The following is a 12,203-nucleotide window of genomic DNA, read 5'->3' as shown; positions in this document are numbered from 1 at the left end:
GCTTCCGCCAGCCGGTTCGGCTAAGAGCGGCATCCCGTACTCGTGAGCGAAGAGCAGAGCGCCCCCGTGTCGTCCCGCACGACCAAGACCGCCGCCTCTCAGCCCCGGACCATCAAGGTTCCGGGCAACGCTCTTATTCTGCGCGCGCTTCTTCTCCTTAGCCGCCCCTGAGGGCCGGCCGGGCTCGCGCCTGGGCACTCAGGGGACACGCCGCCGCCGGGCTTGAAGACCCGGCGCTCGTTTCGGCTTATGATCCGGACAACATATCCCCGCCAGACGGGCCGCGCCGGACGCGAGAAGGACCATGCTCATGACTGCCAATGCCACCGTCGGCGCCAACGACCGCGTCGTGATCTTCGACACCACCCTGCGCGACGGCGAGCAGTGCCCCGGCGCCTCCATGACCTTCGAGGAGAAGCTGGAGGTCGCTGCTCTGCTCGACGAGATGGGCGTGGACGTCATCGAGGCAGGCTTCCCCATCGCCTCCATCGGCGATTTCGAGAGCGTGGCGGAGATCGCCCGCCGCGCCAAGAATGCGACCATCGCCGGTCTCGCCCGCGCCATCCCCGGCGACATCGCCCGCTGCGGCGAGGCGGTGCGCCATGCCCGCCGCGGCCGCATCCACACCTTCGTCTCCACCTCGCCGATCCATCTGGAGCACCAGATGCGCAAGTCGCAGGAGGAGGTGCTGGAGATCATCGCCGCCACCGTCACCCAGGCCCGCAACCTGGTGGAGGACGTGGAGTGGTCGGCCATGGACGCAACCCGCACCCCGCTCGACTATCTCGCCCGCTGCGTGGAGATGGCCATCAAGTGCGGCGCCACCACCATCAATCTGCCCGACACGGTGGGCTACGCCACGCCCGACGAATACCGCACCATGTTCCGCACCATGCGCGAGAAGGTGCCGAACGCGGACAAGGCGATCTTCTCCGTCCACTGCCACAACGACCTCGGCCTCGCGGTGGCCAACTCGCTGGCGGGCCTCGAAGGCGGCGCGCGTCAGATCGAATGTACCATCAACGGCATCGGCGAACGCGCGGGCAATGCGGCGCTGGAAGAGGTGGTGATGGCGCTGTCGGTGCGGCGCGACGTGCTGCCCTACCAGACGAGCGTGAACACCCATGCGCTCACCCGCGCGTCCAAGCTCGTATCGGCGGTGACCTCCTTCCCGGTGCAGTACAACAAGGCCATCGTGGGCCGTAATGCCTTCGCCCACGAGAGCGGCATCCATCAGGACGGGATGCTGAAGAACAACCAGACCTACGAGATCATGACCCCCGAGAGCGTGGGCGTCACCAAGACCTCGCTGGTCATGGGCAAGCATTCCGGCCGCGCCGCCTTCCGCGACAAGCTGAAGACGCTCGGCTACGAGTTGGGCGAGAACGCCCTCAACGATGCATTCGCCCGCTTCAAGGATCTCGCCGACCGCAAGAAGGTGGTCTACGACGAGGATATCGAGGCGCTGGTGGACCAGGAGATCGCCCTCTCCCACGACCGTATCAAGCTGCTCTCCCTGTCGGTCATCGCCGGCACCCACGGTCCGCAGCGCGCCACCATGCGCCTCTCCGTGGACGGCGAGGTGAAGACCGAGGAGGCCGAGGGTAACGGCCCGGTGGATGCCACCTTCAACGCCATCAAGGCGTTGGTGCCGCATCAGGCCAAGCTCGACCTCTATCAGGTCCACGCCGTCACCGAGGGCACGGACGCGCAGGCCGAGGTCTCGGTGCGTCTCGAGGAGAACGGCAAGGTGGTGACCGCCCGCGCAGCCAATCCGGACACGCTGGTCGCCTCCGCGCAGGCCTACATCACGGCGCTCAACAAACTCCAGATGAAGCGCCAGAGCGTGAACGCCCAGAGCGCGGTGGGCTGAAGCCCGCCTCAGCCTGTCTCATGAAGAAGGCCGCCCAGGAGGGCGGCCTTTTTCGTTGCAGCGTCAGTTGCGGCCGGGTCCGTCGCCGCCCGGTCCGCCAGCGGCACCTCCCGGGCCAGCCGTGCCACCGGGCCGTGCAGCCGGGGCGGCCGGGCCGGGACGGGCGGCGGCGGCGCCTCCCGGCGTCGGGCCGGGCTGGGCGCGCTCACGGGCGGCGGCAGCGGCCGGCTCGCGTGCCGGACCATCGCTCTGCGCCCGATTGGCCGGTCGCTCGGCCGGCGCGGCCCGCTGCGGCGCGGGACGCTCGGGGGCCGCGCGCTCCGGCGTCGCCGCCCGTTCGGCGGGGCGGGGGCGATCCGGGCTGGGCCGCTCCGGCGGCGTCGCGCGCTCGGGCCGCTCGCGCTCGGCGCGGGGGGAGGGGGCGTTCTTCGGCTGGTCCATCTGGCCGGGGGACGGACGTTCCTCCCGCCCGCGGTCCGGACCGGTGGGCACCGGCGGACGGTTCGGCGAGCCGTTCTGCTCCGGCCGGGCGTTGCCGTCGGGCCGGGACTGGGAGGGATTGGCCGGCCGGTTGGGCGGCGTCTCCGGCTGGCGGCCCTGATCGGGCTGGGCCTGACGGTCCTTGCGCTCGGCGGGATTGGCGGCGGGCGGCGTGTCCGGCTGTCGGGCGCGGTCCGGCTCCGCCTGACGCTCGCTGCGCTCCGGCTGGCCGCTGCGGGGGGTGTCGGGGCGCGCTGCATTGGGCGGCGTGCGGTCCGGCGGGGTCGTCGGTGCATCGGGATTGCGCTGCGGCGTACCGGGCGCGCCCGGGCGCGCGGCCTCGCCCGGGCCGGGCGGCGGCATGGGCGCGCCGGGTCGGGCATTGGGGCCACCGGGACGATTGTCGCCGGTGGCGCGGGCCGGCACGGCGTTCGGCCGCTCCTGACGGATCTTGTCGATCACCTGCTGCGCCCGCTCCTGCCGCTGCTCCACCCGCTGCTGCAGCTTCTCGTTGCGCGCCTTGATGGCTTCCAGGCGCTTCTCCTGCAGTTCCTTGGCATCGCGGTTGGCATCCTGCACCGTCTGCTGGAGGCGATCACGCTGGCGTTCGCGCAACTGCTCGATCTCGCGCTCATAGGCGCGGTTGTTGCCGGACCAGCGCTGCTCGCGGAGCTGGCGGCGCTGGTTGTCGTCGATGACCGAGAGCAGTGCCGCCGAGGGCGCGGCGAGGCCGGGCACCCGCTCGCCCACATAGTTGCGCACCAGAATGCGCCGGTCCTGGGGAATCTCCCGCTCGAAGCGCGGCGGCGGCGGCACGCGGTTGGCGCGGGCGACCCGCGGGCCGTAGATGCCCACGTAACCGCCGCGGTCGTCGAACTCGTCGCGGTAATTGTCCACGAACACCACGCGGCGCGAGGGGATGCCCCCCTGCACCACCGAATCGAATTCGCGACGGTCGACGAACCGGGTCATCACCACGCCGTCACGGTACACCGGCTGGTAGACGCGCGGATTGTCCCGCGACAGCCATACGGCGATCTGCGCGATGGGCGCCACGTGGAGTGCCAGCTCCGGCGCCGCGAGGTAGCGGTCCTCCACGAACACCCAGCTTTCCGCCACAGGCGGGTCCATGACCCGCGGCGCGCCATAGGCGTACCCACGGGAATCGGGGGCGATCGGCGCCCAGCCGGTGTTGCCGCCGCCGCGACGCCAGGTCACCCAGGCCGGAGCCCAAGTGTCGCCCGGGACCCAATACCAGCCATAGGCCGGCTCATAGCCCCAGCGGCCATAGTGGTAGGTCGCCCATGCGAAGGGCTCCGCCGAATCCCAGTACCAGCCGTAATCGTCGGTCCACAGCCAGCGACCCTCCTGATAGGGCCGCCACGAGGCATCGAGGCCGGAGGGCACGAAAACGTAGTCATAATCGGGGTGGCGCACCCAGCTGCCGTGCTCGGCCAGCGGCTCGTAGAAGATGTTGATGTCCACTCGCTCCCGGCCGGACTGCTGGGGCTGGCCCTGGGTCCGTTTCTGCGCCTGCTGCGCGGCTGCCGGCGTCGCAACGGCCAGCGAAGCGACGGCGGGAACCGCGAGCGCCAGCGCCACGGTGGAGAGCAAGGCCCGGCTGAGGGGCGAGGGCGAGATTCTCATGGCGTCTCCTTTCGAGATCGTCCTTTGAGAACCTGCGGCGGGACGGCTGGTTCCTCTTCCGACACGTCTCGAAAAGCCAAGGCCGGACATGGGGTTGAGGAAGGAGGCTTGGCATTGGTGCGACCAGAAGGTGGCACCTCGGCAGCGGACGCGGTGCCATGGTGCCAGTAACGTTGAGGCAATTGGGACTTGACGCAAGGGCGCGTGCGACCTTCAAAAGGATAGGAAAGGGACGCTGAAGGATCCCTGGAGGAGGACATGCCCATGCGAATGCTCTCGGCCGCCCTCGCGCTTGCCGCGGCGATCGGATTCACGGCGACGGCGAAAGCGCAGGACTATCCCACGCGGCCGATCACCATGGTGGTCCCCTTCGCGGCCGGCGGCCCGACCGACACGGTGGCGCGCCTCGTCGCGGAGTCCATGTCGAAGACGCTGGGCCAGCAGGTCATCGTGGAGAATGTGGGTGGCGCTGGCGGCACCCGTGGCGCGGGCCAGGTGGCGAAGGCCGCGCCCGATGGCTACACCATCCTGCTCCACCACATCGGCCAGGCCACCGCGGCAACGCTCTATCGCAAGCTGCCGTACAACCCGGCGACGGATTTCGAGGCCGTGGGCCTCGTGACCGCCGTGCCCATGACCATGATCGCCAAGCCCGGCTTCGCCCCGACGACCATGGCCGATGCCGTGGAGTTCGTGAAGGCGAACAAGGACAAGGTGACCTACGGCAATGCCGGCGTCGGCTCCGCCTCGCATCTGTGCGGCATGCTGTTTATGTCCGCGATCGGCACGCAGATGACCACCGTTCCCTATCAGGGCACGGGTCCGGCCATGAACGACCTCGTCGGCGGCCAGATCGATCTGATGTGCGATCAGACCACCAACACCACCGGCCAGATCAAGGGCGGCAAGGTGAAGGCCTATGCCGTCACCACCAAGGACCACGTGAAGTCGCTCCCGGACCTGCCCACCATGCAGGAGAGCGGCCTCAAGGACTTCGAAGTGGCGGTGTGGCACGGCATCTACGCCCCCAAGGGCACGCCCAAGGCCATCGTCGACAAGCTCAACGCCGCCCTCGACGTCGCGCTCAACGACCCGAAGGTCGTCGCGCGCTTCGCCGACCTCGGCACCGAGCCGGAGCCCAAGGACCGCCGCAGCCCGGCCTTCCACAAGGATTTCGTCATCGCCGAGATCGCCAAGTGGAAGCCGGTGATCCAGGGCGCCGGCGTCTACGCCGACTGACGGCCCACACGTCTGCAACAAGCGTCGCGGTCGCCGGACGCCGCCGCGACGCTGGCTGACATTGGCCGGCGACACCGACGCCGGCGCGTCCTCTCCAAAGACACCCGCGCGGCCGGAGCCAGCCGCGCGTGCTTTCACACAGCAGGCCAACTGCCAGAGCGCACCCAGAACGCGCCGGCATCGAGGGGGGACATGAACATCATCCGCAATCCGAAGGACGTCCTGTCGGGCCTCCTCTTCATCGCCCTCGGGCTCCTGTTCGGCTGGCAGACGCAGGACCTGCCCATGGGCACCGCCGTGCGCATGGGGCCGGGCTACTTCCCGCTCGTGCTCTCGGCGCTCCTCGGCCTGCTGGGGCTCATCATCCTCATCAACGGCCTGCGTTTTCCCGGCGAGATGCCAAGCGGCATCGCCTGGCGCGCGGTGCTCGTCATCACCGGCGCGGTGGTGTTCTTCGGCTTCGGCGTGCGGCCCCTCGGCTTCCTGCCCGCCCTCGGCATCTCGGTGTTCGTCTCGGCGCTGGCCTCGCGCCTGTTCACCTTCCGGACGGCTCTGCTGAATACCGCGGTGATGGTGATCTTCGCCTGGGCCGTCTTCATCAAGGGGCTTGGCCTGCCCATACCCATCATCGGCCCGTGGCTCGGCGGATATTGAGGAGGCGCCCATGGACCTTCTCGACAACCTCGCCCTTGGCTTCTCGGTCGCCCTGTCGCTGCAGAATGTCTTCTATTGCTTCGTTGGCGCGCTGCTCGGCACGCTGATCGGCGTGCTGCCGGGCCTCGGCCCGGTGGCGACCATCGCCATGCTGCTGCCGCTCACCTTCGGCCTGCCGCCGGTGTCCGCGCTCATCATGCTCGCCGGCATCTATTACGGCGCGCAGTACGGCGGCTCCACCACGGCCATCCTCATCAACCTGCCGGGCGAATCCTCGTCGGTGGTCACCGCCATCGACGGCCACCAGATGGCCCGCAAGGGCCGGGCCGGTGCGGCGCTCGCCACGGCGGCGCTGGGCTCCTTCTTCGCCGGCTCGGTGGCGACCTTCCTGCTTGCGCTGTTCGCGCCGCCGCTCGCCAACCTCGCGCTGCAGTTCGGGCCGCCCGAATATTTCTCCCTGATGGTGCTCGGCCTCATCGCCTCGGTCACGCTGGCGTCGGGCTCGGTGGTGAAGGCCATCGCCATGATCGTGCTGGGGCTGATCCTCGGCCTCTCCGGGCAGGACATCTACACCGGCACGCCGCGCTTCACCTTCGATCTGCAGGAACTCTCCGACGGCTTCGACTTCGTCGCGCTGGCCATGGGCATGTTCGGCATCAGCGAGATCATCCGCAACCTCGAGGACGAGCACCAGCGCTCGCTTGTCGCGGCCAAGGTGAAGAGCCTGATGCTCACCAAGGAGGAGTTCAAGCGGATCATCGCGCCCGTCCTGCGTGGCACGGTGATCGGCTCCTTTCTCGGCATCCTGCCGGGTGGCGGGGCGATGCTCTCCTCCTTCGCCTCGTATTCCATCGAGAAGAAGATCTCGAAGAACCCGCGCGAGTTCGGCCGCGGCGCCATCGAGGGCGTGGCGGGGCCGGAGAGCGCCAACAACGCCGGCGCGCAGACCTCCTTCATCCCCATGCTCACGCTGGGCATTCCCTCCAACCCGGTGATGGCGCTGATGATCGGCGCCCTCATCATCCAGGGCATCACGCCGGGCCCCAACGTGGTGACCGAGAAGCCGGACCTGTTCTGGGGCGTCATCGCCTCCATGTGGGTGGGCAACTTCATGCTGGTGCTGCTGAACCTGCCGCTCATCGGCATGTGGGTGCGCCTGCTCACCGTGCCCTATCACGTGATGTTCCCGGCCATCATCGCGTTCTGCTGCATCGGCGTGTACAGTGTGAACAACAACACGTTCGACGTGTACACCATGGCGTTGTTCGGCCTGCTCGGCTACGCGCTGGTGAAGCTCGATTGCGAGCCCGCGCCGCTGCTGCTGGGCTTTGTCATCGGCCCCATGCTGGAGGAATACCTGCGCCGGGCCATGCTGATCTCGCGCGGCGATCCCACCGTGTTCGTCACCCGCCCCATCTCCGCCGTGCTGCTGCTGCTCGCTCTGGCCGCGCTGGTGGTGGTGCTGCTGCCCTCCGTGCAGAAGGGCCGCGAGGAGGCCTTCAAGGAGTAAATCCCCAAGCGGCGACGCGGCGGCGGGAAGACCTGTGGAAATCTTCGCCGCCGCGCCGCCCGAGGCCCTTGCCAGCCCGAAACTCATTTGCTACACGAACGCCTCCTTCGGGGGCCACCCCGGACGGGCGCATAGCTCAGTTGGTAGAGCAGCTGACTCTTAATCAGCGGGTCCTAGGTTCGAGCCCTAGTGCGCCCACCATCAAATCCCGGATTTGGGTGGACTTCATCGTTTCACGTTCGGACGTGAGACGTCTTCCGCACCATGTGCGGTCATTCTCATTAATCTTGCTTGCTGCACCGAAAGCGGTCTCTCCGCTCTTCCAGCCGCGCCGAAGAGCATGGCGGGCTCCGGCGAGGGCTCCCGTCAATGTGGGCGCCCAGCAGGATCCGCGCCGCTGCTGCCGGCGCACAAGCGCGGCACGAAGCCGCCGCCATACCCCCGCTCGCGGGCGGATCGCCTGTGAAGCTCCAGGACGCGGCGCGAGGCTTTTGGGGCGATCTGGGATAGCCCGATTGGACCGCGAAGAGAGGCGGCTCGGCGGAACAAGCGGTCAAGGCAAAGGGGAACGCGACGGGCTGAGCCTTGTTCGACTGCAAGCCGACAAGCTCTTGTCACAGCTCGCGAAACTGGAGCGGGCGATGGGAATCGAACCCACGACATACAGCTTGGGAAGCTGTCGTTCTACCACTGAACTACGCCCGCGCAGGCGCAGACCATAATCGGAGGCGGGGGGCGCCTTCAAGGGCGTTTGGCGAAATACCCACTGCGTTGCCGTCGTCCGGCGGGGCTCCTATGGTCGGCGGGATTTCAACGATTGCCCGGCGCCCCGCCCATGACGTCCCCGTCTTCTGCCCATTCCGCTGTTCATCCCGCATCCCATGGCCATGCTCCCTTCAAGGCGCATTTCCAGACCTTCGACGATCTCGCCGATGGCGCCGAGGGGCCGGCGCGGCTGGCGGCGCTCAGGGCGGAGCTGGCGCGCCTCGGTTTCGACGGCTACGTAATCCCGCGCGCGGATGCGCACCAGAACGAATATGTGCCGGCGTGCGAAGAGCGCCTTGCCTACCTGACCGGCTTCACCGGCTCGGCTGGCACCTGCGTGGTGCTGCCGACTGAGGCCGCATTGTTCGTCGACGGGCGCTACACGCTACAGGCCCCGGCGCAGGTGGATGATGCGGCCTTCACCGTGGTTCCGCTGTCGCAGACGCGGCCGGACAAGTGGATCGAGGGCCATCTGCCGCGCGGCGCCCGGCTCGGTTTCGACCCCTGGCGGACCACCATCGACGGCCGCGAGCGGCTGGTGAAGGCGGTGGCGGCGGCGGGCGGCATCCTCGCCCCGCTGGAGGCCGATCCCTTCGATCCCATCTGGCACGACCGGCCCGCTCCGCCGCGTGAGCCGGTGCGCCTGCTCGACCTTTCCGTTGCGGGCGAGGACACCGCCACCAAGCTCCGGCGGGTCCAGGAAAAGCTCGCCGAGGAGAAGCTCGACGGCGTGCTTGTCTCCGATCCGCATGGGGCGGCCTGGCTGTTCAACATGCGTGGCGGAGACGTCGCGCACACGCCGCTGCCGCTCGCCTGGTGCATCGTGCCCCGCGAGGGGCTCCCGGACCTGTTCCTCGATGCGTTGAAGCTCTCCCATGAGGTGCGCGCCGCCCTCGCGGGGCATGCGCGCCTGCGTGGCGTCGGCGACCTCGACCGCGTGCTCGCAGCCTTCGCCAAGGGGGAGGGCAAGGACGCCGGGAAGGGTGGGCGCATCCGCGTCGATCAGGCCACCGCGCCGGTGCGCCTCGCCACCCTCATCGAGACGGCGGGTGGCATCGCCGACAAGGGTGCCGACCCCATCTCCCTCATCAAGGCCTCGAAGAACCCGGCCGAGATCGCGGGTATGCGCGCGGCCCATGTGCGCGACGGCGCGGCGCTGGTGCGCTTCCTCGCGTGGTTCGACCGCGAGGCCCCCACCGGCAAGCTCACCGAGATCGACGCGGTGGAGGCGCTGGAGACGTTCCGCCGCGCCACGGGCTGCCTCACCGACATCTCCTTCCCGACCATTGCGGGCGCTGGGGAGAACGGCGCCATCGTGCATTATCGCGTCACCCGCAAGACCAACCGGGCGATCCATCCGGGCGAGCTGTTCCTCCTCGACTCCGGTGCGCAATATCCGGACGGCACCACGGACATCACCCGCACCCTCGCCGTGGGCACGCCGACAGCGGACATGCGCCGCCATTATACGCTGGTGCTGAAGGGCCATCTGGCCCTCACCCGCGCAGTGTTTCCCAAGGGGATCACCGGAGCCCAGCTCGATCCTTTGGCGCGGCAGTTCCTGTGGGAGAACGGGCTCGATTTCGATCACGGCACCGGGCATGGGGTCGGCGCGGGGCTCTCGGTACATGAAGGGCCGGCGCGCATTTCGCAGCTTGGCCACCTGCCGCTGGCCGCGGGGATGATCCTCTCCAACGAACCGGGCTTCTACCGCACGGGTGCCTACGGCATCCGCATCGAGAACCTGATCCTGGTGGAGGACCGCCCGGTGGAAGCGGGGGAGCGGCCGTGCTTCGGTTTTTCGACCCTCACCCTCGTGCCCTACGACCGGCGGCTCATCGACCTCGGCCTCCTCACCGACACCGAGCGAGCGCAGGTGAATGCCTACCATGCCGAAGTGCGCGCGACCCTCGCGCCGTTGGTGGACGAGGGCAGCGTGGACTGGCTCGCCGGAGCCACGGCGCCGCTCTAGGCGTTGGCAGGGTCGCCCGCCGCGCTTGGGGCGATCCTCCACAAGACAAGGAACTGCAAGGCCTCGTGCGCGTTACCAGATGCGCAAGGCGGAGCGTGGCTCCGTCTAACCGAATGGGAGGCCGCTGATGTCCACGATCCTCATCATCATCCTCGTGCTGCTGCTCGTCGGCGCGCTGCCGACGTGGGGCTACAGCTCCGGGTGGGGGTATGGACCCGGCGGCATCGTGGGCGTGCTGCTGATCATTGTGATCGTGCTGGCGCTCACGGGGCGGCTCTAGTCCTACGCCGGCTCCCGCTTCGGCCGGAGCCGGCCGCGCCTGCGGAACGAGGCCTGAGCCTCAACTTCAAAACGCAATGCTTCTGACACGGGGACCGCGAACGTGCGGCTCGCGAGCCTGACGCCCCTGCTTCGCGGCCCGTACGCAACTGGCCGTCGGCTGCACACGCTGCAGACCGGCGGCCAGGCTGCGTCTAGGGGTGGCCGGCGTCCGGCTCCAACAGGAGACGGACGCCGGGATAATGCCGTCAGGCTGTCTTCTCGATCACCCGTCCCAGCTTCTCCACCAGTTCGCCGACCTGCTCCTTGGTGATGATCAGGGGCGGGGTGATGACGAGCGTGTCGCCGGCGATGCGCATCATGAAGCCTTCCTCGTGGAAGGCCTTCTCCAGCGCCTCGTAGCCGCGCAGGCCGGGCGAGCCGGCGCGCGGGGCGAGATCCACCGCGCCGGTGATGCCCACGGTGCGGATGTCGAGCACGCCGGGCTTGTCCTTCAGCGACATCACCGCATCGGCGAAGAACGGCTCCAGCGCCAGCGCGTGGGTGAAGGTGCTTTCCTTCGCGTAGAGGTCGAGCGTTGCAAGGCCGGCGGCGCAGGCCAGCGGATGTGCGGAGTAGGTGTAACCGTGGAACAGCTCCACCACGTGCTCCGGCCCCTTCATGAAGGCGTCGTGGATCGGCTTGCGGGCAATGACGCCGCCCATGGGCACGGCGCCCGCCGTGATGCCCTTGGCGAAGCAGATCATGTCCGGGATCACGCCGTAGCGCTCGGCGGCGAAGGCATAGCCGACGCGGCCGTAGCCGGTGATGACCTCGTCGAAGATGAGCAGGATGCCGTACTTGTCGCAGATCTCGCGCAGGCGCTTGAGATAGCCCTTCGGCGGCGGCAGGACACCGGTGGAGCCGCCCATGGGCTCGACGATGACGGCGGCGATGGTGGAGGCATCATGCAACCCAACGATGCGCTCCAGCTCGTCGGCGAAATGTGCGCCATACTCCGGCTCGCCCTTGGAGAAGGCCTGATTCTCCCGGTCATACGTCGTGCGCAGGTGGTCGACACCGGCAAGCATGGTGCCGAAGGTGCGGCGGTTCGCCACCATGCCGCCCACCGAAATCCCGCCGAACCCGACGCCGTGATAGCCCCGCTCGCGGCCGATGAGGCGGGTGCGGGTGCCCTGGCCGATGGTCTGCTGATAGGCGAGGGCGATCTTCAGCGCCGTGTCTACCGCCTCGGAGCCCGAGTTGCAGAAGAACACATGGTCGAGGTCGCCGGGCGCGAGGTCGGCGATCTTGGTGGCGAGGCGGAACGCGCTCGGGTGGCCGTACTGGAAGGTGGGGCCGAAATCCATCTCGGCGGCGCCGGCGCGGATCGCCTCGACGATGGGCTCGCGGTTGTGGCCGGGGTTTACGCACCACAGGCCGGCGCAGCCATCGAGGATCGGGCGGCCCTCGGGCGTGTAATAGTGCATGTCCTTGGCGCGGGACACGAGACGCGGCCGCTTCTTGAACGACCGGTTGGAGGTAAACGGCATCCAGAAGGCTTCGAGGTCGTTCGGAACGCTGTCCGCGCGCACGCCGTCCGTCACCAGATCGTCCAGAGCCATGATGGTCCTCTCCCGCGCGCCTTGTCTTTCGGCGCCAAATTGCAACGCGCCAGCGCGCACGGTGCGGGTCGCACGCCTCCGGCACCTGCCGGCCGGCGGCCTTGGGTGCGGTCGCGTCGCGGCAAGGCTATCAGCCCGAACTGCCGGTGGGAACCGGCGGATGGACGCTTGCCGCTGGGA

8 protein-coding genes and 2 tRNA genes are annotated in these 12,203 nt (G+C 68.7%); 7 read left to right on the top strand and 3 right to left on the bottom strand.

The window, feature by feature from the left end; all coding sequences use genetic code 11:
- Window positions 1-310 precede the first annotated feature (310 nt).
- A complete protein-coding gene (locus tag ACT54R_RS05120; RefSeq protein WP_476326391.1) occupies window positions 311-1,873 on the top strand; it encodes a 2-isopropylmalate synthase in 1,563 nt (520 codons plus the stop codon).
- 63 nt (window positions 1,874-1,936) lie between these two features.
- Here the strand turns inward: ACT54R_RS05120 and ACT54R_RS05115 are convergent, their stop codons facing one another.
- Entirely contained in the window at window positions 1,937-4,000 is a 2,064-nt protein-coding gene (locus tag ACT54R_RS05115) for a DUF6600 domain-containing protein (protein ID WP_476324232.1), read from the bottom strand.
- A gap of 264 nt (window positions 4,001-4,264) precedes the next feature.
- Between ACT54R_RS05115 and ACT54R_RS05110 the strand changes: the two genes are divergently transcribed.
- The 4 genes from ACT54R_RS05110 (at window position 4,265) to ACT54R_RS05095 (ending at window position 7,604) form a co-directional block, all read left to right on the top strand.
- Window positions 4,265-5,239, top strand: coding sequence for a tripartite tricarboxylate transporter substrate binding protein BugD (locus ACT54R_RS05110; RefSeq protein WP_476326389.1), 975 nt, complete (start codon window positions 4,265-4,267; stop codon window positions 5,237-5,239).
- Between the two features lie 192 nt (window positions 5,240-5,431).
- A complete protein-coding gene (locus ACT54R_RS05105; protein ID WP_168460262.1) occupies window positions 5,432-5,893 on the top strand; it encodes a tripartite tricarboxylate transporter TctB family protein in 462 nt (153 codons plus the stop codon).
- Window positions 5,894-5,903: 10 nt separating this feature from the next.
- Window positions 5,904-7,403, top strand: coding sequence for a tripartite tricarboxylate transporter permease (locus ACT54R_RS05100; protein WP_168460260.1), 1,500 nt, complete (start codon window positions 5,904-5,906; stop codon window positions 7,401-7,403).
- 125 nt (window positions 7,404-7,528) lie between these two features.
- Window positions 7,529-7,604, top strand: a tRNA-Lys gene (locus ACT54R_RS05095).
- Between the two features lie 429 nt (window positions 7,605-8,033).
- Here ACT54R_RS05095 and ACT54R_RS05090 read toward each other — a convergent pair.
- Window positions 8,034-8,108, bottom strand: a tRNA-Gly gene (locus ACT54R_RS05090).
- 130 nt (window positions 8,109-8,238) lie between these two features.
- On the opposite strand from ACT54R_RS05090, the gene ACT54R_RS05085 reads away from it, so the two are divergent.
- Both ACT54R_RS05085 and ACT54R_RS05080 read left to right on the top strand, forming a co-directional pair.
- Window positions 8,239-10,140 carry an aminopeptidase P family protein gene (locus ACT54R_RS05085; protein WP_476324230.1) on the top strand — a complete coding sequence of 634 codons (1,902 nt, stop codon included), beginning with the start codon at window positions 8,239-8,241 and terminating at the stop codon, window positions 10,138-10,140.
- A gap of 127 nt (window positions 10,141-10,267) precedes the next feature.
- Window positions 10,268-10,420, top strand: a complete 153-nt coding sequence (locus tag ACT54R_RS05080; protein ID WP_168460109.1) for a DUF3309 family protein — start codon at window positions 10,268-10,270, stop codon at window positions 10,418-10,420.
- 247 nt (window positions 10,421-10,667) lie between these two features.
- Here the strand turns inward: ACT54R_RS05080 and aptA are convergent, their stop codons facing one another.
- Entirely contained in the window at window positions 10,668-12,023 is a 1,356-nt protein-coding gene (gene aptA / locus ACT54R_RS05075; protein WP_476324228.1) for an omega-aminotransferase AptA, read from the bottom strand.
- Window positions 12,024-12,203 lie beyond the last annotated feature (180 nt).

The sequence above is a fragment of the Xanthobacter sp. DMC47 genome, from assembly GCF_056313845.1.
Note: the sequence above shows the minus strand (reverse complement) of the source record. Positions and strands in the feature narration are given on the sequence as shown.